Source organism: Microbacterium sp. ZW T2_14, from assembly GCF_044987405.1.
GTDB lineage: Bacteria > Actinomycetota > Actinomycetes > Actinomycetales > Microbacteriaceae > Microbacterium.
The window spans coordinates 18,506-39,533 of the sequence record NZ_JBJDRK010000046.1; the positions used below are offsets into that span (position 1 = coordinate 18,506).

Here is a 21,028-nt window from a genome sequence, read left to right on the forward strand (position 1 = left end):
AGTACCTTCTTCAGTTCACTTCGAGCGTGACGGTCGCGTCGACGAGCACATCATCGCCGTCGACGGTGACCGCGAACACCGGGACCGGCTCGTACGCGGGGAGGTTGAGGGGCTTGCCGGTGCGCAGCGAGAACGCCGAGCCGTGGGCCCAGCACTCGAGCGAGTCGCCGTCGACGAAGCCCTCGGAGAGCGAGATGTCGCCATGGGTGCAGACATCGCCGATGGCGTGCACCTCGCCGCTGGAATCGAGCACGAGGGCGATCGCGACGCCGTCGATCTCGACGCGGCGCGCCTCGTCCTGGACGAGGTCGCTGAGGGCGCATACGCGTTGCGCGGTCATCGTGCGGTCTCCTTGGCGAGTTCTTCCTCGATGGCGGAGATCAGCTCCGCCTCGAGGTCTGCGACACCGATCTTCTGCACGATCTCGGCGAGGAAGCCGAGCACGACCAGCCGCCGAGCCTCGTCCTCGGCGATGCCGCGGGCCTGCAGGTAGAACAGCTGCTCGTCGTCGAAGCGCCCGGTGGCGCTCGCGTGGCCGGCGCCGCGGATGTCGCCGGTCTCGATCTCCAGGTTCGGGATCGACTCGGCGCGGGCGCCTTCGGTGAGGACCAGGTTGCGGTTGGCCTCGTACGAGTCGGTGCCCACGGCATCCGGTCCGATGAGGACGTCGCCGATCCACACGGTGCGTGCCGCCGCACCCTGCAGCGCACTCTTGTAGAGCACGTCGCCCGAGGTCTCGGCGCCCTTGTGGTGCAGGTACACCTGGCTCTCGAGGTGCTGCCCCGAGTCGGAGTAGCTGAGTCCGTAGAGCTCGGCGCGCGAGCCGGCACCGGCGAGCTCCACCGTCGGGTTGACGCGCACGACGCCGCCGCCGAAGCTCACGACGACGTGGCGGAGCGTGGCATCGCGCTCGACGCGGGCCTGGTGGGAGGCCACGTGCACGGCGTCGTCGTCCCACCGCTGCACGGTCACGAGTTCGAGGTGTGCGCCCTCGCGCACGATGATCTCGACGTTCTGCGCGTGCTGGGCGGTGCCGCTGTGGCGGAACACCACGGTGGCGTGCGAGTTCGCCTGCGCCTCGACCACGACGTGGGCGTGCGCCAGGCCACCGGTGCCCGTGAGCGAGACCACGATGGGCTCGGCGTACTCGGCGCCGGCCGGGATGCGCAGCAGCGGCGCCTCGGTCTCCTGCTTCCAGGCGATCGCGCTCGGCAGGTCCTCGGGACGGAACACCTCGCCGCGGGGCGCGGTGCCGACGGTCAGGCGCTCCTGCACCAGGCTCGCCGGGGCGTCGACATCGACCTGGATGATGCCGTGCGGCCCAGCCTCGTCGACGAACAGCGGCTGGACCTTGGCGGTCGGCGTGTGCTTCCAGTTGACCTCACGGCCGGTGGGCACCTCGAAGTCGGCGGGGTCGAACGACCAGGGACGCTCGGAGCGGGTCTGAACCGGCACGAATGCACCGGCGCCATCGGTGTGGCCCTTCGCGCCGGGAATGGTGGGGGCCTCGGTGGTGGGGCTCATCTAGCCGACGGATCCTTCCATGCCCATCTCGATGAGCTTGTTGAGTTCGAGCGCGTACTCCATGGGCAGCTCACGGGCGATCGGCTCGATGAAGCCGCGCACGATCATCGCCATGGCCTCGTCTTCCGGCATCCCGCGGCTCATGAGGTAGAAGAGCTGCTCCTCGCTGACCTTGGAGACCGTCGCCTCGTGGCCCAGCTGCACGTCGTCGACGCGGATGTCGATCGCCGGGTACGTGTCGGAACGTGAGATCGTGTCGACCAGCAGCGCGTCGCAGCGCACGGTGTTCGCCGAGTGGTGCGCGTTCGCATCCACGCGGACCTCGCCGCGGTAGCCGGCGCGGCCGCCGCCACGGGCGATCGACTTCGACACGATCGACGACTGCGTGTACGGCGCCATGTGGATCATCTTCGCGCCGGCGTCCTGGTGCTGACCCGGACCGGCGAAGGCGACCGACAGCGTCTCGCCCTTGGCGTGCTCGCCCATCAGGAAGATCGACGGGTACTTCATCGTGACCTTCGAGCCGATGTTGCCGTCGATCCACTCCATCGTCGCGCCCTCGTGCGCCACGGCGCGCTTGGTGACGAGGTTGTAGACGTTGTTGGACCAGTTCTGGATCGTCGTGTAGCGAACGCGGGCGTTCTTCTTGACGATGATCTCGACCACGGCCGAGTGCAGCGAATCGCTCTTGTAGATCGGGGCGGTGCAGCCCTCGATGTAGTGCACGTAGGAGCCCTCGTCGGCGATGATGAGCGTCCGCTCGAACTGGCCCATGTTCTCGGTGTTGATGCGGAAGTACGCCTGAAGCGGGATCTCGACGTGCACGCCCGGCGGCACGTAGACGAACGAGCCGCCCGACCAGACGGCGGTGTTGAGCGCCGCGAACTTGTTGTCGCCGGCCGGGATGACCGTGCCGAAGTACTCCTCGAAGAACTCGGGGTGCTCGCGCAGCGCGGTGTCGGTGTCCATGAAGATGACACCCTGCTTCTCGAGCTCTTCGTTGATCTGGTGGTAGACGACCTCGGACTCGTACTGCGCCGCGACACCGGCGACGAGGCGTGCGCGCTCGGCCTCGGGGATGCCGAGCTTCTCGTACGTGTTGCGGATGTCTTCGGGAAGCTCTTCCCACGACCCCGCCTGCTTCTCGGTCGAGCGCACGAAGTACTTGATGTTGTCGAAGTCGATCTCGCTGAGGTCGGCGCCCCAGGTCGGCATCGGCTTGCGACCGAAGAGCTGATAGCCCTTCAGCCGGGTCTTCAGCATCCATTCGGGCTCGTCCTTGAGCGTGGAGATGCCACGCACGACGGACTCGTCGATGCCGCGCTTCGCCACGGCACCCGCGGCGTCGGCATCATGCCACCCGAACTCGTAGACGCCCAGGCTGTCCAGCTCCGGGCGGTCGATCAGCACATCAGACATCGTCACGTTCTCCTCCGGGTCCTAGCGGTGTGATCCGCCCCGGCATCCGCGATCTCCGGTGGAGATACCGGAGGGGGGATGCCGCTTCTCGGGCCCTCTCAAGCGGCGCCGATCATCGCGCCTAGACTGTCAGTGGTGCGCGGTGCGAGGAACTGCACCGCCACCGACCCCTCGATTCTACAGGTTCCACCCCGACGCGGACGCGCCCCGTACGTCTCGCACGGCTTCAGGAGCCTCTGCCAGGAGGCGACCACACGCATGTCCGCGCCACAGTCCACGACGACCGCCCCCGGAATCCGGCAGCGCTTCTGGCTCTGGCTGCCGGATCGGGTGGACCGCCGCGTCATCGCAGCGGCGTGGGCGACGCTGGTGGTGCAGATCGGCATCGTCGGAACCGGCGGTCTGGTGCGCCTCACCGGATCGGGTCTCGGCTGCGACACCTGGCCGCGGTGCAACGAGGACTCGTTCGTCCCGGTCCCCGAGGTCTCGGGGGTGCACGGCTTCATCGAGTTCGGCAACCGCCTGCTGACCTTCGTGCTGGTGGCGGTCGCGATCATCATGTTCCTTTTCGTGGTACGCATGCGCCGCGAGCGTCGTGACCTGTTCTGGCTCTCGCTGCTGATCGGCCTCTACGTGCCGGTGCAGGCGGTCATCGGCGGCATCACCGTGCTGACCGACCTCAACCCCTACGTGGTGGGACTGCACTACTTCGCCTCGGTGCTGCTGGTGGCGCTGTCGGCGGTGCTCGTCGTGCGCGTCTATGCCGAGCCCGGTCCGCGCGTGCGCGCGGTGCCGCGGTGGTACGCGGCGGTGACCCACGTCACGACGGCGTTCGTCCTCCTCACGGTCGTCGTCGGCATCCTGGTGACCGGCTCCGGACCGCATGCCGGCGATGGCGGCGCCGCACGCAACGGCCTGAACCCCGAGCTCATGCAGCACATCCACGCGTGGCCGGCCTACATCACGTTCGCGCTCACCCTCGTGCTCGTCGCCGGCTCGTGGCGCACTCCCCCGGCACTCCGCCTGCGCCTGTGGACGCTGCTCCTGCTGGGCGTCGAACTCGTCCAGATCGCGGTCGGTCTCTGGCAGGCGCGCACAGGTCTGCCGATCGTGCTGGTCAACATCCACATGGTGCTGGCCGTCGGCCTCGTCGCCGCGATGACCGCCGTCGTGATGCATCTGAAGGCGCCCGCGCGCGAGCCCGTCCACAGCTGATCCATAGCAACCGGATTGGCGTCGCACGGACTCCTTTGCCAGGGTGGGATGCCGCGGCCACCACGGGTCGCGCATCCCGAGGAGTGATCGACACATGTCCACCCGTCCCCGTCTCATCCGCAGCATCCCGTTCTGGGGCCTCGTCGTCGTCTCCCTGGCGACCGCCGCCGGCGGCTGGTACATCACCACCACCAAGATCGCCTCGATGACGACGACCCTGACCGACGGCACCGCGACCGGCGTCGACGTCTACGTCGGCCAGTCGATCGCGCAGCTCGGCGGCATCCTCATCGGCGCCGGCGTCATCGGCATCCTCCTCGCCCTCGCCATCGCCGCCCTCTCGACGCTGCGCCCGCAGGCACCGGTGGAGGTCGTCGAGCCCATCGACTGGAGCGCCGAGACCGAGACCGCCGCGGCCGCGCCGGAGGCGTCCGAGCCGGTACGGGCCGACGCGCCCGTCGAGGCCGAGCCGGTCGTCGAGGCCGACGCCCCCGTCGCCTCGCGCTGACACGACGACGAAGCCGCAGGGAGCCTCGTGCTCTCTGCGGCTTCGTCGTATTCGCGTGCGGCGGGGCCGTCAGACGCGCGACCGAGCCTGCGCGGTCTGGTCGCGAAGCCGCTGCCGCTCCGCTTCGCTCCCGGCGAGCCGGGCGGCCTCCGCGTAGGCGTCGGCCGCCTCGGACCAGCGACCGAGATCCATCAGGAACGCCGCCCTCGCGGCGGGGAGGTACGGGTAGCGCGCGAGCGCAGGATCGCCCCCGACGGCGTCGACCGCGGCCAGCCCGGCCGCGGGTCCGTCGCGCATGCCGACCGCGACAGCGCCGTTGAGAGCGACCACGGGACTCGGCCAGGCGTGAGCGAGGAGCCGGTAGAGGTCGGCGATCCGCGTCCAGTCGGTGTCGGCCCAGGTGGGCGCCTGCGCGTGCACGGCGGCGATCGCGGCGGAGATCGCAAAGCGGTCCACCGCTCCCGCCGACGCTGTCGCGAGCAGGGCGAGCCCCTCATCGATGAGCGCACGGTCCCAGCGCGCGCGATCCTGATCGGCGAGCAGCGCGTCACGCGTGTCACGGCGGGCGTCGATGAGCAACATGAGCGCGAGCAGCCCCGCCACCGAGCGATCGGCGGGCAGCAGTCCGCGCAGCATCCGGGTGAGCGCGATGGCCTCCTCCACCAGGTCCGTCCGGACGACGGCGTCCCCCGAGGGCGGCGCGTGCCCGACGGTGAAGACGAGGTACAGCACGTCGCAGACCACCCCGACGCGCTCGGGGAGCTCCCTCGCGTCCGGCACGCGGAACGGGATGCGTGCCGTCGCGATCTTGCGCTTCGCGCGCGTCACCCGCGCCGCCATCGCGGACTCGCCCACGAGGAAGGCCGCCGCGATGTCGGCGGTCGACACGCCGCACACCAACCGCAGCGTGAGGGCGACCTGCGCCTCGCGAGCGAGGGCGGGGTGGCAGCAGGTGAAGATCAGCCGCAGCCGATCGTCCGAGTGCCACGACGCGCCATCGTCCGGCACGTCCTCCCGCACGAGAAGCGGGAGGCGGCGCCGGAGGGCCGACTCCCGCCGCAGCACATCCCTCGCCCGGTTGGCGGCCACCGTCGTCAGCCACGCACCGGGACGGTCCGGGATGCCGCGCCTCGGCCAGAGATCGACCGCTCGCGTGAACGCCTCCTGCGCGCACTCCTCGGCGAGGTCGAGGTCGCCGGTGAGCCGCGCTGTCGTCGCGACGACAGCCGCCCACTCGGAGCGGTGCGCCTCCGCGAGAGCATCATGCACGACCTGGAGATCCTGCGCCGCCGACGGGCCGGATGCCGGGGACACGGACACCATCACAATCAGGAGTGGTCGACCAGCGGCTGCACCTGCACCCCGCCGTGGCCCTCGGAGGTCTCATGCAGCAGTCCGGCCAGGCTGAGCGCCGCGTCGAGATCGGGCACGTCGACGAGGTAGAACCCGCCGAGGACCTCCTTCGTCTCCAGGAAGGGGCCGTCCGTCACGAGGGGCCGCTCCCCACCGGGGCGCAGGGTGGTCGCCATCCGGCTCGACTCCAGCTCCCCCGATGAGATGATCGCGGAGCCGGCGCGCTCGCGGAACTCGGCGTGGCCGGCGTCGACCGCCCGCCTCTCGTCCTCGCTGCGCGCATCCCACTGCGCCTCATCGCCGTAGATCAGGATCAGATACTGCGCCATGTCGTCCTCCTTCGGGTCGAGAGGCACCGTGCCCCTCATCCATCCGACGAACGAGCCCCCGTCCGAATCGACGGGGTCGTGGAATCAGAACGGCAGCAGCGGGTCGACCGCGATCGCGACGAAGAGCAGCGTCAGGTACGTGATCGAGGCGTGGAACACGCGCATGGGGCGCGGCTCGGTGCCCTGCACCGCGCGGTGGTAGAGCACGTGCGACTCGTAGATGAACCAGCCGCCGAAGACCACTGCCGACACCGTGTACACGAGGCCCATGCCCGCGACAGGGATGAGCAGCAGCGAGCAGACGACGGTGGCCCACGCGTAGAGGATCACCTGGAGGCCCACCTGGGAGCCGCCGCGCGTCGCGCCGAGCATCGGCACCTGGACGTTCTCGTACTGGTCCTTGTACTTCATCGACAGCGGCCAGTAGTGCGGCGGGGTCCAGAGGAACACGAGCGCGAACAGGATCACCGGAGGCCAGGCGAGGGAGCCGGTCACGGCGGTCCAGCCGATGAGCACCGGGAAGCAGCCCGCGATGCCGCCCCACACGATGTTCTGCTCGGTGCGGCGCTTGAGGATCATCGTGTAGATCACGACGTAGAAGAAGATCGCGACGGCCGACAGCGTCGCAGCCAGCCAGTTCGTGGTGAGCCAGAGCCAGACGGTGGAGAAGACCGCGAGCGACCACGCGAAGACCAGGGCGCCGCGAGGCGAGACCTCGCCGGTCACCAGCGGACGGTTCACCGTGCGCTGCATGTGGGCGTCGATGTCCCGATCGAGGTACATGTTGAATGCGGCGGCCGAGCCGGCGCTGGCCGTGCCGCCGATGACGGTCGCGACGACGAGCCAGATGTTCGGGAAGCCGCCGTCGGCGAGGATCATCACCGGAACCGTCGTGACCAGCAGCAGTTCCAGTACGCGCGGCTTCATCAGCGCGACGTAGGCGCGGACCGTGCGACCGAAGCTCTGCCGGGGTCGGCGAGGTGCCTCGTGGCCGCCCGACCGCGTGGGTCGGGCCGCAGCTCCGGCCGTCTTCGTGCTGTCCATGGCCCCCGCAATCGCCGCCTGCAGATTCGCCACAAGTCTAGGGCATCGGCGTGTCGCGGCCCGCGCCGGGCCGACGCCGGGCGGCATCCCGGGCGGCGCCGGGGACGGATCACATCGCCGCGCGACGCGCGGTGAGCAGAACGTGACGCCGGCGACACCGGGATGTCATCCACCGCATCCGGCGCTTCGCAAGACTGCGTCACATACACGTCTCGCATGGCCTCGGGGGCCTACCCCTTCGCTATGCTGAGATACACGCGCGCCCGTCGCCGATTCCCCCTTCTCCATCCGGACAAGGGCCGCGAGCCGGCCACATTCTGGGCGCACCTCCTCGAGAAAGGCGGCCCGGTGTCGGAACTGCGTTGGGATGAGATCGATCGGCGCGCGGTGGACACTGCCCGCGTGCTGGCTGCGGATGCGGTGGAGAAGGTCGGCAACGGCCACCCCGGCACCGCGATGAGCCTGGCGCCGGCGGCGTACCTGCTCTACCAGCACGTGCTGCGCCACGACCCCGCCGACACCCACTGGGTCGGTCGTGACCGGTTCATCCTGTCGGCCGGGCACTCCTCTCTCACCCAGTACGTGCAGCTCTACCTCGGCGGGTTCGGCCTCGAGCTCGACGACCTGAAGGCGCTGCGCACCTGGGGCTCGCTCACACCGGGACACCCGGAGTACGGGCACACCAAGGGCGTCGAGATCACGACCGGCCCGCTCGGCCAGGGCCTCGCCTCCTCGGTCGGCTTCGCCTACGCCGCCCGCTACGAGCGGGGTCTGTTCGATCCGGACGCCGCCGCCGGCACGTCCCCGTTCGACCACCACATCTACGTGATCGCCGGCGACGGCGATCTTCAGGAGGGCATCACCTCCGAGGCCTCCTCGCTGGCCGGCCACCAGGCCCTGGGCAACCTCATCGCGATCTACGACTCCAACCAGATCTCGATCGAGGACGACACCAACGTCGCCTTCACCGAGGACGTCGCGAAGCGCTACGAGGCCTACGGCTGGCAGGTGCAGGTCGTCGACTGGAAGAAGACCGGCGAGTACGTCGAAGACGTCGCGGAGCTGTATGCGGCGCTCGAGGCGGCCAAGGGCGAGACGGCGAAGCCGTCGCTCATCATCCTGCGCACGATCATCGGCTGGCCGTCGCCCGGCAAGCAGAACACCGGCAAGATCCACGGTTCGGCGCTCGGCGCCGACGAGCTCGCGGCGACCAAGAAGGTCCTCGGCTTCGACCCCGAGCAGTCCTTCGTCGTGGCGGACGACGTGCTCGCGCACACCCGCGCACTGAAGGATCGCGCCGCCGAGGCTCGCGCCGCCTGGCAGGAGTCGTTCGACGCCTGGGCTGCCGCGAACCCCGAGCGCAAGGCGCTGTTCGACCGGCTCGAAGCCGGCGAGCTGCCGGAGGACGTGGCATCCGCACTCCCCTCGTTCGAGGCCGGCAAGGACGTCTCCACGCGCGCCGCGTCGGGCATCGTGATCAACGCCCTGGCCGCGGAGCTGCCCGAGCTGTGGGGCGGCTCCGCCGACCTCGCCGAGTCCAACCTGACGACGATCAAGGACGCGAAGTCGTTCATCCCGTCGGAGTGGTCGACGCACGAGTGGGCGGGCGACCCGTACGGCCGCGTGCTGCACTTCGGCATCCGCGAACACGCGATGGGCGCCATCGTCAACGGCATCAAGCTCCACGGACCGACCCGCCCGTTCGGCGGCACGTTCCTGATCTTCAGCGACTACATGCGCCCCTCGGTGCGGCTGGCAGCGCTGATGGACATCCCGTCGATCTTCGTATGGACGCACGACTCCGTCGCGCTCGGCGAGGACGGCCCGACCCACCAGCCGGTCGAGCAGCTCGCGACCCTGCGCGCCATTCCGAACTTCACCGTGGTGCGGCCGGCCGATGCGAACGAGACCTCCGCCGCGTGGCTCGAGATCCTGCGCCGCAAGGGCGGCCCGACGGGCATCGCGCTGACCCGCCAGAACATCCCGGTGTTCGAGCGGGGCGCGGCCGAGGCATCCGATGATGTCTTCGCGTCGACGGACGGTGTCGCGAAGGGCGCGTACGTCCTCGCCGAGGCCCCGGGCGGCACGCCCGACGTCATCCTGATCGCGACCGGGTCAGAGGTGCAGCTCGCCGTCTCCGCCCGCGAGACGCTCGCCGCCGAGGGCGTGAACGCCCGCGTGGTGTCGGCACCCTCGCTGGAGTGGTTCGACGAGCAGGACGCCGCGTACCGCGAGTCGGTCCTCCCCGCCGCGGTCAAGGCGCGCGTGTCGGTCGAGGCCGGCTCGGCGCTCACCTGGCGCGGCATCGTCGGCGACGCCGGCCGCTCCGTCGCGATCGACCACTTCGGTGCATCGGCCGACTACAAGACCCTGTTCCAGAAGTTCGGCATCACCGCCGACGCCGTCGTCGAGGCCGCCCGCGATACCATCGCGGCCGCCGCGGCGCAGTAAGCACGAGGAGAAGGCAGCATGAGCACCCCCACTGAGAAGCTGGTCGCCGAGGGCGTGAGCATCTGGCTCGACGACCTGTCCCGCGAGCGCATCACGTCGGGCAATCTGACCGAGCTGATCTCGACGCGCAACGTCAGCGGCGTGACGACCAACCCGACGATCTTCCAGGGCGCCATCGGCGGCGGCGGTCACTCGTACGCCGCGCAGATCTCGGAGCTCGCCGCGGCGGGCGCCTCCGTCGACGACGCCATCTTCGCCGCGACCACGGACGACGTGCGCGACGCGGCCGACATCTTCCGCCCGGTCTACGACGCGACGGACGGCGTCGACGGCCGCGTGTCGATCGAGGTCTCCCCCGACCTCGCCCACGACACCGACGCGACGATCGCCCAGGCCAAGGAGCTGTGGGCGAAGGTCGACCGCCCCAACGTCCACATCAAGATCCCCGCGACGAAGGCCGGGCTGCCGGCGATCACCGCCGTGCTGGCCGAGGGCATCTCGGTCAACGTGACGCTGATCTTCAGCCTGGAGCGCTACGCGGCGGTCATCGAGGCCTACCTCGCGGGCCTCGAGCAGGCTCAGGCGAACGGCCACGACATCTCCCGCATCCACTCGGTGGCGTCGTTCTTCGTCTCGCGCGTGGACACCGAGGTCGACAAGCGGCTCGTGGCCATCGGCACCGACGAGGCCACCGCCCTCAAGTCGCTCGCCGGCGTCGCGAACGCCCGGCTCGCGTACGAGCTGTTCGAGCAGGAGTTCGCCACCGATCGCGCGAAGGCGCTGACGGATGCCGGCGCACACCTGCAGCGGCCGCTGTGGGCGTCGACCGGCGTCAAGGACCCGTCGCTTCCCGACACCCTGTACGTCACCGAGCTCATCGCACCCGGCACCGTGAACACCATGCCGGCGAAGACGCTCGAGGCGACCTTCGACCACGGTCAGATCGCCGGTGACGCCGTCACGGGCACCTACGCCGCCGCGCACGAGGTCTTCGACCGCCTGGCTGCGGTCGGAGTGGACTTCGCCGACGTCACCCAGGTGCTCGAAGACGAAGGCGTCGACAAGTTCATCGCCTCCTGGCACGACCTGCAGGGCACCGTCAAGACGGCCCTCGAGGACGCGCTCCAGGCCACCCGATGACCTTCGACATCCACCTCAGCGGACACGTCAAGTCCGTCGTCGAGGCGACACTGCCCGAGCTCGTGTCGAGCCTCGTGGCATCGGGCATCACCGGCGGCGACGCCTCGTTGTGGGGTCCCGATGCCGAGGCCGAAGCATCGCAGCGCCTGGGGTGGGTCGAGGCGGTCAGCGTCTCGCGCCCGCTCGTCCCCGAGATCCTCGCTCTCCGCGAGCGGCTGCGCTCGCGGAACGTCACGCGGATCGTGCTCGCGGGCATGGGCGGCTCGTCGCTCGCCCCCGAGGTGATCGCGCAGACCTCCGGTGTGCCGCTGGTGATCCTGGATTCCACGGCCCCCGGCCAGGTGCTCGCGGCCATCGACGGCGATTCCCAGGCCGGCGACCTCACGCGCACCGCGCTGGTGGTGTCGTCGAAGTCGGGATCCACGGTCGAGACCGACTCCGCCAAGCGCGCGTTCGAGGCGGCGTTCCGCGACCTGGGCATCGACCCCGCCGAGCGCATCGTCGTGGTGACCGATCCGGGCTCGCCGCTGGACCAGGAGGCCCGCGCGGACGGGTACACCGTCTTCAACGCCGACCCGACGGTCGGCGGCCGCTACTCGGCCCTCACGGCCTTCGGTCTGGTGCCCGCGGGTCTTGCCGGCGTCGACATCTCCGAGCTGCTCGACGAGGCGGAGGCGACGCTGCTCGAGGTGTCCATCGACAGCCCCGAGAACCCCGCGCTGGTGCTGGCGGCCGCCATCGCCGGCGGCGAGCCTCGCAAGGACAAGCTGGGCCTCGTCACCGACGGCACGCACATCGTGGGTCTGCCCGACTGGATCGAGCAGCTCGTCGCCGAGTCGACGGGCAAGCAGGGCACCGGCATCCTGCCCGTCGTCCTGCTCCCGGTCTCCCCCGAGGTCGACGCGAAGCCGGCCGACCTGCAGGTGGTGCGCTTCGTCGACGAGGCGAAGCAGTTCCACCTCTTCGAGCACCACGAGGGCGAGCTGCTCGTCAGCGGCTCGCTGGGCGCCCAGCTGGTGGTCTGGGAGTATGCGACGGCGATCGCCGGGCGGATGCTGGGCATCAACCCCTTCGACCAGCCCGATGTCGAGTCCGCGAAGGTGGCCGCACGCGGTCTCCTCGACGCACGTCCCGAGCCCACGGCCCCGGCGTTCGCCGTGGAGGGCGTCGAGGTGCGCGTGTCGGACCCTGCACTCGCAGCGTCCGGAACGGTCGCCGGCGTGCTCGACGCGCTGTGGGCCCGCCTCCCCGAGGACGGCTACGTGGCGATCCAGGCGTACGTGAACCGGCTCGAGCTGTCGCAGCTGACCGGCTTGCGCGAGCTCGTCGCCGCCGACTCCGGTCGGCCCACGACGTTCGGCTGGGGACCGCGCTTCCTTCACTCGACCGGCCAGTTCCACAAGGGCGGTCCCGCGAACGGCGTGTTCCTCCAGATCCTCGAGCAGACCGACGTCGATCTCGAGATCCCGGGCCGGCCCTTCACCTTCGGCCAGCTCATCCAGGCGCAGGCAGCAGGAGACGCGGCCGTCCTCGCCGAAGGGCACGGCCGGCCCGTCGTGACCTTGACCCTCACCGATCCCCAGATCGAAGTGCTCTCGCTCTTCGAAGCGGCCCAGTAGGAGTTCGAACCCCACATGACCGTCGAGATCTCGCGCGGGCACAACCCGTTGCGCGACCCCGAAGACCGCCGCCTCAACCGCATCGCCGGTCCGAGCGCGCTCGTCATCTTCGGCGTCACGGGAGACCTGTCCCGCAAGAAGCTCATGCCCGCCGTCTACGACCTCGCGAACCGCGGTCTGCTGCCTCCCGGGTTCGCGCTCGTCGGCTTCGCACGCCGCGACTGGGCCGACCAGGACTTCGCCCAGGTCGTGTACGACGCGGTGCGCCAGCACGCGCGCACCGAGTTCCGCGACGAGACGTGGCAGCAGCTGCTCCAGGGCATCCGCTTCGTCTCGGGAGAGTTCGACGACCCGGATGCCTTCCGTCGCCTGAAGGACACCGTCGACCGGCTCGACACCGACCGCGGCACGATGGGCAACCACGCGTTCTACCTGTCGATCCCGCCGAAGGCGTTCCCGCTGGTGGCCGAGCAGCTGAAGTCCTCGGGCCTCGTCGACGACACCGCCGACCAGCCCGACCGCTGGCGTCGCGTCGTCATCGAGAAGCCGTTCGGGCACGATCAGGAGTCGGCGCGCGCTCTCAACGACGTGCTGCGCTCGGCGTTCCCGACGGACTCGATCTTCCGCATCGACCACTACCTCGGCAAGGAGACGGTCCAGAACATCCTGGCCCTGCGCTTCGCCAACGAGCTGTACGAGCCGATCTGGAACCGCAACTACGTCGACCACGTGCAGATCACGATGGCCGAGGACATCGGCGTGGGCGGGCGCGCGGGCTACTACGACGGCGTCGGCGCCGCACGCGACGTGATCCAGAACCACCTGCTGCAGCTCATGGCGCTGACCGCCATGGAGGAGCCCATCTCGTTCGACGCGAAGGACCTCCGTGCCGAGAAGGAGAAGGTGCTCGCCGCCGTCACCCTGCCGGAGGACCTCGCCCGCTCGACCGCGCGCGGTCAGTACGCGGGCGGCTGGCAGGGCGGTGAGAAGGTGCTCGGCTTCCTCGAGGAGGACGGCATGAACCCTCACTCGACGACCGAGACCTACGCCGCCGTCACCCTCGAGGTGAACACCCGCCGCTGGGCGGGCGTGCCGTTCTACCTGCGCACCGGCAAGCGTCTGGGCCGCCGCGTCACCGAGATCGCCGTGGTCTTCAAGCGGGCGCCCGAACTGCTCTTCTCGCGCAGCCAGACGTCGGGTCAGGGTCAGAACGCCCTGGTGATCCGCGTGCAGCCCGACGAGGGCGTCACGATCCGCTTCGGCTCCAAGGTGCCCGGCGCCGGCGCCCAGGTGCGCGACGTGACCATGGACTTCGGCTACGGTCACGCCTTCACCGAGGCGAGCCCCGAGGCGTACGAGCGCCTGATCCTCGACGTGCTGCTCGGCGACCCGCCGCTGTTCCCGCGGCACGAAGAGGTCGAGCTCTCGTGGAAGATCCTCGACCCGATCGAGCGGTTCTGGGACGCGCAGGGCGGTCCCCTCGAACAGTACTCACCCGGGTCGTGGGGCCCGGACTCCGCGGACGAGATGCTCTCCCGCGATGGACGGACCTGGAGGCGCCCGTGATCGTCGATCTTCCCGACACCACCGTCAGCAAGATCTCGCGTGCGCTCGTCAACGTGCGTGAGGAGGGCGGCGCGGTCGCGCTCGGCCGCGTGCTGACCCTCGTCATCCTGACCCGTGAGGGCGCCGTCGAAGAGGTGATCGAGGCGGCGAACGACGCCTCGCGCGAGCATCCCATGCGCGTCATCGTGCTGCTGATCCCGGACGGTTACGACGCCGAGCCGCGTCTCGACGCGCAGATCCGCGTCGGCGGCGACGCCGGCGCGAGCGAGGTCGTGACCCTGCGGGCGTACGGCGACGCCGGCCACTCGAATCTCGAGAGCCTGGTGACCGGACTGCTCCTGCCCGACGCCCCCGTCGTGGTGTGGTGGCCGAACCGCACGCCCGACAACATCTCGAAGACCTCGATCGGCCGCATCGCACAGCGCCGGATCACGGATGCCGCGACGAAGTCCGACCCGTCGGCCTGGGTCGCGGGGCTCGGCGAGCAGTACGCGCCAGGCGACACCGACCTGGCGTGGACGCGCCTGACGCGCTGGCGCGAGCAGCTGGCCGCCATCCTCGACCAGCCGCCGTACGAGCCGGTCGTCGGCGTGCGGGTGCGGGGCGCGTCGGATTCGCCCTCCACCGCCCTTCTGGCGGCATGGCTGCGCCTCACTCTCGACGTGCCCGTCGACTGGGCGTATCTCGACGCCGAAGAGTGGCCGCACGGCATCAAGTCGGTCGCCCTGGTGCGTCCCAGTGGCGAGGTGCTGTTGGAGCGTCCGACGCCGGGCGTGGCGATCCTCACCCAGCCCGGACAGCCCACGCACGACCTCGCTTTCCCGCGCCGGACGCTGCGCGAATGCCTCGCCGAGGAGCTCCGTCGCCTCGACCCGGACGTCCTGTATGGTCGAGTGATCACCGAGGGCTGGCAGCTGCTCGACCCTCCGGCGACGAAGGGGACGCAGGCCTGATGGACGGTGCGCGGGTGACGGACAGGACGCAGACGGATGCCTGAGGGCTGGGCCGAGAAGCGCGTCATCATCAGTCCCGATCCCGCTGCGCTCGTCGATTCCGTCGCTCCGCGCTTCCTCAGCAGGGTCGCGAAACGCGTCGACGACGGCAAGCTCGCCCACGTCTCCCTCACGGGCGGATCGATGGGTGCGGCAGTCCTCGCTGCGGCAGGGCGCCATCCTCGTGCCGGCCGCATCGACTGGTCGCGGGTCCACTTCTGGTGGAGCGACGAGAGGTTCCTGCCCCTCGGGCACGCTGAGCGCAACGACCATCAGGCCCGCGAGGCGTTCCTCGACAGCCTGGAGATCCCGGCGGAGAACATCCACGCCGCCCGCGCCAGCGACGACGGGGTCGATCTCGATGGCGCCGCCGCCGCCTACGCCGAGGAGCTGGCCCGCTTCCCCGGCGCCGAAGGCCCCTGGCCGTCGTTCGATGTGTGCTTCCTCGGCGTCGGGCCGGACGGGCACATCGCGTCGCTCTTCCCCGACCGCGCCGAGATCCAGATCACGGATCGCTCCGTCGTCCCGGTGCGCGACTCCCCCAAGCCGCCGCCGGAGCGCATCACGATGACGCGTCCGGTCATCAACAGCTCCAAGCGCGTGTGGCTCGTGCTCTCGGGCCCCGACAAGGCGGCCGCCCTCGGGCTCGCCCTTGCCGGCGCGAGCTACGCGAGCGTGCCCGCGGCCGGGGCCAAGGGCCGCAAGCGCACGACGTTCTTCGTCGACCAGGCGGCCGCCGCGCAGGTGCCGCCCGAGCTCATCGACCGCGAGTACTGACGCGGGTCGACAGACAGAGACAGACGAAGAAGAGCGGATGCCTCGGCATCCGCTCTTCTTGTGTGTCTTGTCGCGCGTCAGCCCTGACCGCGGCGATCGCGCAGCTGCTGCAGAGCGTCGTCGAGAAGCGTCTCGGCTTCCTCTTCGGTGCGGCGCTCCTTCACGTAGGCGAGGTGCGTCTTGTACGGCTCGGTCTTCGCGAGAGCGGGAGGATTCTCCTTGTCGCGGCCGGCCGGCAGGCCCGAGTGGGGCGAGTCGATCGTCTCGGGGATCTCCTCTTCGGGAATGCCCGCGGCGAAGTAGCGGACCGTCTCGTTGCCCAGGGCGTCCCAGTACGAGATCGCCACGCGCTCGGCGTGGTAGCCGTGGTCCTGCTCGCCCATGGGGCCGGCACCGACGCGGGTGCCGCGGATCGCGTTGCCTCCGGTAGCCATCAGATGGCCTGGAACTTCGTGATCAGGCCGAGCGCCACGATCGAGGCGAACCACACCAGGGCGAGCACCACCGTGAACCGGTTGAGGTTGCGCTCGGCGAGGCCCGACGATCCGAGAGCGGACGTCATGCCGCCGCCGAACATGTCGGAAAGACCGCCACCGCGCCCCTTGTGGAGAAGGATGAGGAGGGTCAGCAGGAGACTCGTGATGCCGAGAAGCACCTGCAGGACGAACTCGAGGATCTGCACAGTCGTTGAAGCCTTTCGCTGCGATCGTTCGCCGATCGCACAAGGGTCAAGTATACGTGTACGACGGCGGGCGGCGGGGGGAACCCGCCCCCCCGCCGGTCGAAGGTCAGACGCCGACGTGCTTCTGGTAGCGGATGATCGCGGCGAACTCGTCGACGACGAGGCTCGCACCGCCGACCAGCGCACCGTCGACGTCGGGCTCCCGCATGAAGCTGGCGATGTTCGCGGCCTTCACCGAGCCGCCGTAGAGCACACGCGTGCGGGCCGCGGCATCCGCTCCGAGCTTCGCAGCGATCACCTCGCGGAGCTTCGCGCACACCTCCTGCGCCTGCTCGGGCGTCGCCGCCTGGCCGGAGCCGATCGCCCACACGGGCTCGTAGGCCACCACGATGTCCGCATCCGCCTTGACACCCTGCAGAGCAGCCTCGAGCTGACCGACCGGCACCGCACTCGCGCCGTGCTTCTCGAGGTCGTCGGCGGTCTCGCCCACGCAGATGACCGGGACGAGCCCGTGCTTCAGTGCGGCCTGCACCTTGGCGGCGACGATGTCATCGCCCTCGTGGTGGTACTCGCGACGCTCGGAGTGACCGATGATCACGTAGCGGTTGTCGAGCTTCGCGAGGAAGGCGCCCGACACCTCGCCGGTGTATGCACCGGAGTCATGGGACGAGATGTCCTGTGCACCGAGCGCGAACGGGATCTTGTCGGCGTCGAGCAGCGTCTGCACGGTGCGGAGGTCGGTGAACGGCGGGAAGACCGCCACCTCGACCGAGCCGTCCTCGTGCTTGGCGTCCTTGAGCGTCCAGTGCAGCTTCTGGACGAACGCGACAGCCTGCAGGTGGTCGAGGTTCATCTTCCAGTTGCCGGCGATCAGCGGGGTGCGACCGCGGCGCGAAGCGCTCGCTTCGGAATTGCTCACTGCCATCCGAGGACCTCCAGTCCGGGGAGCTTCTTGCCCTCGAGGAACTCGAGGCTGGCGCCGCCACCGGTCGAGATGTGACCGAACGCGTCGTCGTCGAACCCGAGCTGGCGGACCGCTGCGGCGGAGTCTCCGCCGCCGACGACCGACAGGCCGTCGACCTCGGTGAGCGCCTGCGCGACGGCCTTGGTGCCCGCCGCGAAGGGCGCGAGCTCGAACACCCCCATGGGGCCGTTCCAGAAGACCGTCTTCGAGCTGCGGACGAGGTCGGCGAATCGCGCCGCGGTGTCGGGACCGATGTCGAGCCCGAGACCGGATGCTCCGAACGGGGTGTCCTCGATCCGGTCGGCAGGAGTCACCACGTGCTCCGCGTCGGCGCCGAACTTCGACGCCACGACCACGTCCGTCGGCAGCACGAGTTCGACGCCCGACTCCTCGGCACGACGCATGTACTCGCGGACCGTGTCGAGCTGGTCGGCCTCGAGCAGGCTCGAGCCGACCTTGTGACCCTGGGCGGCGAGGAACGTGAACAGCATCCCGCCGCCGACGAGCAGCCGGTCGACGCGGGGCAGCAGGTGCGAGATGACACCCAGCTTGTCGCTGACCTTGGAGCCGCCGAGGACGACCGTGTAGGGCCGTTCCGGGTTCTCGGTGAGACGGTCGAGCACGTCCAGCTCGGTCGCGATCAGCAGGCCGGCCGCCGAGGGCAGGATCTCGGCGAGTTCGTACACCGAGGCCTGCTTGCGGTGGACGACGCCGAAGCCGTCCGAGACGAGAGCGTCGCCGAGGGCGGCGAGCTGTTCGGCGAACGCGCGGCGCTCCCCCTCGTCCTTCGCGGTCTCGCCCGGAGCGAACCGGAGGTTCTCGATCACTGCGACGTCGCCGTCCTCGAGGGCCGCGACGGCCTCCTGAGCGGACTCGCCGACGGTGTCGCGTGCGAACGCGACGGGCTTGCCCAGCAGCTCCGACAGCCGCTGGGCGACGGGCTCGAGGCTGTACTTGGCGTCGGGTGCCCCGTCGGGGCGGCCGAGGTGCGAGCAGACGACGAGCCGGGCGCCCTGGTTGATCAGGGCGTTGAGCGTGGGAAGGGATGCCCGCACACGGCCATCGTCCGCAATGACCGCGTCCTTGAGAGGAACGTTGAGGTCACAGCGGACGATGACGCGCTTGCCTGCGAGCGAACCCAGCGAATCGAGGGTGCGCAGAGCCATGGTGATCGCTTAGAGGCGCTCGGCCACGTACTCGGTGAGGTCGACGAGACGGTTGGAGTAGCCCCACTCGTTGTCGTACCACGCCGAGACCTTGACCAGGTTGCCGCTGACGTTGGTCAGCTCCGAGTCGAAGATCGACGAGTGCGGGTTGAGCTGGATGTCGCTCGAGACGATCGGGTCCTCGGTGTACTCGAGGTACCCCGCGAGACGCCCCTCGGCGGCAGCGGCCTTGTACGCCTCGTTCACCTGCTCGGCCGTGAGGCCCTCGGTCGGCGTGACGATGGTCAGGTCGACGATCGAGCCGGTGGGCACCGGCACACGGTACGAGGAGCCGCTCAGCTTGCCGTTGAGCTCCGGGAGGACACGGCCGATGGCCTTCGCGGCACCGGTCGACGCGGGCACGATGTTGATCGCTGCGGCGCGCGCACGGCGGAGGTCGCTGTGCGGTCCGTCCTGCAGGTTCTGGTCGGCGGTGTAGGCGTGCGCCGTCATCATGAAGCCGCGCTCGATGCCGAACGCGTCGTTGAAGACCTTCGCCAGCGGGGCGAGGCAGTTCGTGGTGCACGAGGCGTTCGAGATGATGACGTGGTTCTCGGGGTCGTACTCGCCCTCGTTCACGCCCATCACGATCGTGACGTCGTCACCGGTCGCAGGAGCGGAGATGAGGACCTTCTTGGCGCCGCCGGCGACGTGCTTCTTGGCGTCGTCCGCCTTGGTGAAGCGGCCGGTCGACTCGATGACGATGTCGACGCCCAGCTCGCCCCACGGGAGGTTGGCGGGGTCGCGCTCTTCGAAGACCTTGATGGCCTTGCCCCCCACGGTGATGGAGTCCTCGTCGTAGGACACCTCGGCGTCCAGCGGACCGCCCACCGAGTCGTACTTGAGCAGGTGCGCGAGCGTCTTGTTGTCGGTGAGGTCGTTCACCGCCACGATTTCGAGGTCCGCACCCTGCGCGAGGGCCGCGCGGAGGTAGTTGCGTCCGATGCGGCCGAAGCCGTTGATGCCGATCTTGACAGTCACGGAGTTTCTCCTGAGATGTGTCGTGCGCGAGTGCGCGGTTGGTGCGATGCGAACGAGGACAACGGCGTCCCGGCGGGCAGTCCCGTCGGGACGCCGCGCCTATTAGGACAGTACCAGCAGGCCCGAGGTCTTCTGACGGGCGGCGTCGAGGCGCTGCGCCACGTTCTGCCAGTTCGCGATGTTCCAGACGGCCTTGACGTAATCGGCCTTGACGTTGAGGTAGTCGAGGTAGAAGGCGTGCTCCCACATGTCGAGCTGGAACACCGGGATGGTGCCCTGCGCGGTGTTGCTCTGCTGGTCGAACAGCTGCTGGATGATGAGCTGCTCGCCGATCGGGTCCCAGCTGAGCACGGCCCAGCCGGAGCCCTGGATACCGGTCGCGGCGGCGGTGAAGTGCGCCTGGAACTTGTCGAAGCCGCCGAAGAACTCGTCGATCGCGGCGCGCAGCTCTCCCTCGGGCTCTCCGCCGCCCTCGGGCGACAGGTTGGTCCAGAAGATCGAGTGGTTGACGTGACCGCCGAGGTTGAACGCGAGGTCCTTCTCGAGCTTGTTCACGTTGGCCAGGTTGCCGGACTCACGCGCCTCGGCCAGCTGCTCCAGCGCGGTGTTCGCGCCGGTGACGTACGCCTGGTGGTGCTTGCTGTGGTGCAGCTCCATGATCTTGCCGCTGATGTGCGGCTCGAGGGCGGCGTAGTCGTAAGGGAGGTCGGGCAAGGTGTACTTCGCCATGTTCTCTTCTTCCTGTCGGCGCGCGCCGAATTCCCCGGCGCAGCGAGGGTGACGGAATCATCCTACTGAGCGGCAACGCCCGGGAGACGGGGTTGCTTCCCACTGTGACGTGTGGGAGGGGGATGCCGCGGCCCCCCGCATCCGCGCGGGACTCAGTCCTCGACGCCGGCGGGCACGGCCGACTCGGTGTCGGGCAGACCCTCGATCTCGGCCTTCTTGTCGGCCATCGCGAGAAGGCGGCGGATGCGACCGGCGACGGCGTCCTTCGTGAGGGGCGGGTCGGCGTGGTGTCCGAGTTCGTCGAGGCTCGCGTCGCGGTGCGCCAGGCGCAGGTCGCCGGCCTGGCGGAGATGCTCGGGCACGTCGTCGCCGAGGATCGCGAGCGCGCGCTCGACCCGCGCGCAGGCGGCGACGGCGGCCTGCGCGGAGCGCCGGAGGTTCGCGTCGTCGAAGTTCACGAGCCGGTTGACGCCCGCGCGCACCTCGCGGCGCTGGCGCATCTGGTCCCAGTCGGCGGCGGCGCGCACGGC

At 69.7% G+C, this 21,028-nt stretch carries 21 protein-coding genes; 8 read left to right on the forward strand and 13 right to left on the reverse strand.

Annotation, left to right across the window (positions count from 1 at the left end; genetic code table 11):
• Positions 1 to 10 precede the first annotated feature (10 nt).
• From ACI3KY_RS15115 to sufB, 3 genes are read right to left on the reverse strand one after another with little or no spacing between them, the layout of a single operon-like run.
• Positions 11 to 340: a non-heme iron oxygenase ferredoxin subunit gene (locus tag ACI3KY_RS15115; protein ID WP_404930979.1), complete on the reverse strand. Its 330-nt coding sequence runs from the start codon at positions 338 to 340 to the stop codon at positions 11 to 13.
• Positions 337 to 1,524: a Fe-S cluster assembly protein SufD gene (gene sufD / locus ACI3KY_RS15120; RefSeq protein WP_404930980.1), complete on the reverse strand. Its 1,188-nt coding sequence runs from the start codon at positions 1,522 to 1,524 to the stop codon at positions 337 to 339. Before sufD ends, ACI3KY_RS15115 begins: the two co-directional genes overlap by 4 nt.
• Positions 1,525 to 2,943: a Fe-S cluster assembly protein SufB gene (gene sufB, locus ACI3KY_RS15125; RefSeq protein WP_194415650.1), complete on the reverse strand. Its 1,419-nt coding sequence runs from the start codon at positions 2,941 to 2,943 to the stop codon at positions 1,525 to 1,527. It abuts the gene before it with no gap.
• A gap of 258 nt (positions 2,944 to 3,201) precedes the next feature.
• Between sufB and ACI3KY_RS15130 the strand changes: the two genes are divergently transcribed.
• Together ACI3KY_RS15130 and ACI3KY_RS15135 are read left to right on the forward strand one after the other, a co-directional pair.
• Positions 3,202 to 4,158, forward strand: a complete 957-nt coding sequence (locus tag ACI3KY_RS15130) for a COX15/CtaA family protein (protein ID WP_404930981.1) — start codon at positions 3,202 to 3,204, stop codon at positions 4,156 to 4,158.
• 94 nt (positions 4,159 to 4,252) lie between these two features.
• Positions 4,253 to 4,666: a dinucleotide-utilizing enzyme gene (locus tag ACI3KY_RS15135; protein WP_404930982.1), complete on the forward strand. Its 414-nt coding sequence runs from the start codon at positions 4,253 to 4,255 to the stop codon at positions 4,664 to 4,666.
• Between the two features lie 69 nt (positions 4,667 to 4,735).
• Here the strand turns inward: ACI3KY_RS15135 and ACI3KY_RS15140 are convergent, their stop codons facing one another.
• The 3 genes from ACI3KY_RS15140 to ACI3KY_RS15150 form a co-directional block, all read right to left on the reverse strand.
• Positions 4,736 to 5,989 (reverse strand): RNA polymerase sigma factor, encoded by a 1,254-nt coding sequence (locus ACI3KY_RS15140; RefSeq protein ID WP_404930983.1) that lies wholly within the window; start codon positions 5,987 to 5,989, stop codon positions 4,736 to 4,738.
• Positions 5,990 to 5,994: 5 nt separating this feature from the next.
• Positions 5,995 to 6,348 (reverse strand): YciI family protein, encoded by a 354-nt coding sequence (locus ACI3KY_RS15145; protein ID WP_404930984.1) that lies wholly within the window; start codon positions 6,346 to 6,348, stop codon positions 5,995 to 5,997.
• Positions 6,349 to 6,432: 84 nt separating this feature from the next.
• The gene (locus ACI3KY_RS15150) at positions 6,433 to 7,392 is read right to left on the reverse strand and encodes a heme o synthase (RefSeq protein WP_404930985.1); all 960 of its coding nucleotides are present in this window, start codon (positions 7,390 to 7,392) and stop codon (positions 6,433 to 6,435) included.
• Between the two features lie 348 nt (positions 7,393 to 7,740).
• Between ACI3KY_RS15150 and tkt the strand changes: the two genes are divergently transcribed.
• The 6 genes from tkt to pgl are packed head-to-tail and all read left to right on the forward strand — an operon-like array spanning position 7,741 to position 15,937.
• Positions 7,741 to 9,843: a transketolase gene (tkt, locus tag ACI3KY_RS15155; RefSeq protein ID WP_404930986.1), complete on the forward strand. Its 2,103-nt coding sequence runs from the start codon at positions 7,741 to 7,743 to the stop codon at positions 9,841 to 9,843.
• Between the two features lie 18 nt (positions 9,844 to 9,861).
• The gene (gene tal, locus ACI3KY_RS15160) at positions 9,862 to 10,983 is read left to right on the forward strand and encodes a transaldolase (protein WP_194415662.1); all 1,122 of its coding nucleotides are present in this window, start codon (positions 9,862 to 9,864) and stop codon (positions 10,981 to 10,983) included.
• Complete coding sequence (locus ACI3KY_RS15165) at positions 10,980 to 12,602, forward strand: glucose-6-phosphate isomerase (RefSeq protein WP_404930987.1); 1,623 nt, start codon at positions 10,980 to 10,982, stop codon at positions 12,600 to 12,602. Before tal ends, ACI3KY_RS15165 begins: the two co-directional genes overlap by 4 nt.
• Positions 12,603 to 12,617: 15 nt before the next feature.
• Positions 12,618 to 14,168 (forward strand): glucose-6-phosphate dehydrogenase, encoded by a 1,551-nt coding sequence (gene zwf, locus ACI3KY_RS15170; protein ID WP_404930988.1) that lies wholly within the window; start codon positions 12,618 to 12,620, stop codon positions 14,166 to 14,168.
• Complete coding sequence (locus ACI3KY_RS15175) at positions 14,165 to 15,121, forward strand: glucose-6-phosphate dehydrogenase assembly protein OpcA (protein WP_404930989.1); 957 nt, start codon at positions 14,165 to 14,167, stop codon at positions 15,119 to 15,121. Before zwf ends, ACI3KY_RS15175 begins: the two co-directional genes overlap by 4 nt.
• A gap of 36 nt (positions 15,122 to 15,157) precedes the next feature.
• Complete coding sequence (gene pgl / locus ACI3KY_RS15180; protein ID WP_404930990.1) at positions 15,158 to 15,937, forward strand: 6-phosphogluconolactonase; 780 nt, start codon at positions 15,158 to 15,160, stop codon at positions 15,935 to 15,937.
• 77 nt (positions 15,938 to 16,014) lie between these two features.
• Here the strand turns inward: pgl and ACI3KY_RS15185 are convergent, their stop codons facing one another.
• The 7 genes from ACI3KY_RS15185 to whiA all read right to left on the reverse strand — a co-directional run.
• Positions 16,015 to 16,371 (reverse strand): RNA polymerase-binding protein RbpA, encoded by a 357-nt coding sequence (locus ACI3KY_RS15185; RefSeq protein WP_194415672.1) that lies wholly within the window; start codon positions 16,369 to 16,371, stop codon positions 16,015 to 16,017.
• Positions 16,371 to 16,619: a preprotein translocase subunit SecG gene (secG, locus tag ACI3KY_RS15190; protein ID WP_194415674.1), complete on the reverse strand. Its 249-nt coding sequence runs from the start codon at positions 16,617 to 16,619 to the stop codon at positions 16,371 to 16,373. Before secG ends, ACI3KY_RS15185 begins: the two co-directional genes overlap by 1 nt.
• Positions 16,620 to 16,725: 106 nt before the next feature.
• On the reverse strand, positions 16,726 to 17,538 hold the full coding sequence (gene tpiA / locus ACI3KY_RS15195; protein WP_404930991.1) for a triose-phosphate isomerase: 813 nt from the start codon (positions 17,536 to 17,538) through the stop codon (positions 16,726 to 16,728).
• The gene (locus ACI3KY_RS15200; RefSeq protein WP_404930992.1) at positions 17,535 to 18,749 is read right to left on the reverse strand and encodes a phosphoglycerate kinase; all 1,215 of its coding nucleotides are present in this window, start codon (positions 18,747 to 18,749) and stop codon (positions 17,535 to 17,537) included. Before ACI3KY_RS15200 ends, tpiA begins: the two co-directional genes overlap by 4 nt.
• A 9-nt stretch (positions 18,750 to 18,758) precedes the next feature.
• Positions 18,759 to 19,769 carry a type I glyceraldehyde-3-phosphate dehydrogenase gene (gap, locus tag ACI3KY_RS15205; RefSeq protein WP_404930993.1) on the reverse strand — a complete coding sequence of 337 codons (1,011 nt, stop codon included), beginning with the start codon at positions 19,767 to 19,769 and terminating at the stop codon, positions 18,759 to 18,761.
• Between the two features lie 102 nt (positions 19,770 to 19,871).
• On the reverse strand, positions 19,872 to 20,498 hold the full coding sequence (locus ACI3KY_RS15210) for a superoxide dismutase (RefSeq protein WP_194415683.1): 627 nt from the start codon (positions 20,496 to 20,498) through the stop codon (positions 19,872 to 19,874).
• A gap of 152 nt (positions 20,499 to 20,650) precedes the next feature.
• The coding region (gene whiA / locus ACI3KY_RS15215; protein WP_404930994.1) for a DNA-binding protein WhiA at positions 20,651 to 21,028 on the reverse strand (378 nt) is incomplete at its 5' end.

Excerpts from the sequence above, each read along its gene's own strand:
- ACI3KY_RS15115 (WP_404930979.1), bottom strand. The coding sequence starts at position 340 with ATGACCGCGCAACGCGTATGCGCCCTCAGCGACCTCGTCCAGGACGAG.
- sufD (WP_404930980.1), bottom strand. The coding sequence starts at position 1,524 with ATGAGCCCCACCACCGAGGCCCCCACCATTCCCGGCGCGAAGGGCCAC.
- sufB (WP_194415650.1), bottom strand. The coding sequence starts at position 2,943 with ATGTCTGATGTGCTGATCGACCGCCCGGAGCTGGACAGCCTGGGCGTC.
- ACI3KY_RS15130 (WP_404930981.1), top strand. The coding sequence starts at position 3,202 with ATGTCCGCGCCACAGTCCACGACGACCGCCCCCGGAATCCGGCAGCGC.
- ACI3KY_RS15135 (WP_404930982.1), top strand. The coding sequence starts at position 4,253 with ATGTCCACCCGTCCCCGTCTCATCCGCAGCATCCCGTTCTGGGGCCTC.
- ACI3KY_RS15140 (WP_404930983.1), bottom strand. The coding sequence starts at position 5,989 with ATGGTGTCCGTGTCCCCGGCATCCGGCCCGTCGGCGGCGCAGGATCTC.
- ACI3KY_RS15145 (WP_404930984.1), bottom strand. The coding sequence starts at position 6,348 with ATGGCGCAGTATCTGATCCTGATCTACGGCGATGAGGCGCAGTGGGAT.
- ACI3KY_RS15150 (WP_404930985.1), bottom strand. The coding sequence starts at position 7,392 with ATGGACAGCACGAAGACGGCCGGAGCTGCGGCCCGACCCACGCGGTCG.
- tal (WP_194415662.1), top strand. The coding sequence starts at position 9,862 with ATGAGCACCCCCACTGAGAAGCTGGTCGCCGAGGGCGTGAGCATCTGG.
- ACI3KY_RS15165 (WP_404930987.1), top strand. The coding sequence starts at position 10,980 with ATGACCTTCGACATCCACCTCAGCGGACACGTCAAGTCCGTCGTCGAG.
- zwf (WP_404930988.1), top strand. The coding sequence starts at position 12,618 with ATGACCGTCGAGATCTCGCGCGGGCACAACCCGTTGCGCGACCCCGAA.
- pgl (WP_404930990.1), top strand. The coding sequence starts at position 15,158 with ATGCCTGAGGGCTGGGCCGAGAAGCGCGTCATCATCAGTCCCGATCCC.
- ACI3KY_RS15185 (WP_194415672.1), bottom strand. The coding sequence starts at position 16,371 with ATGGCTACCGGAGGCAACGCGATCCGCGGCACCCGCGTCGGTGCCGGC.
- ACI3KY_RS15200 (WP_404930992.1), bottom strand. The coding sequence starts at position 18,749 with ATGGCTCTGCGCACCCTCGATTCGCTGGGTTCGCTCGCAGGCAAGCGC.
- ACI3KY_RS15210 (WP_194415683.1), bottom strand. The coding sequence starts at position 20,498 with ATGGCGAAGTACACCTTGCCCGACCTCCCTTACGACTACGCCGCCCTC.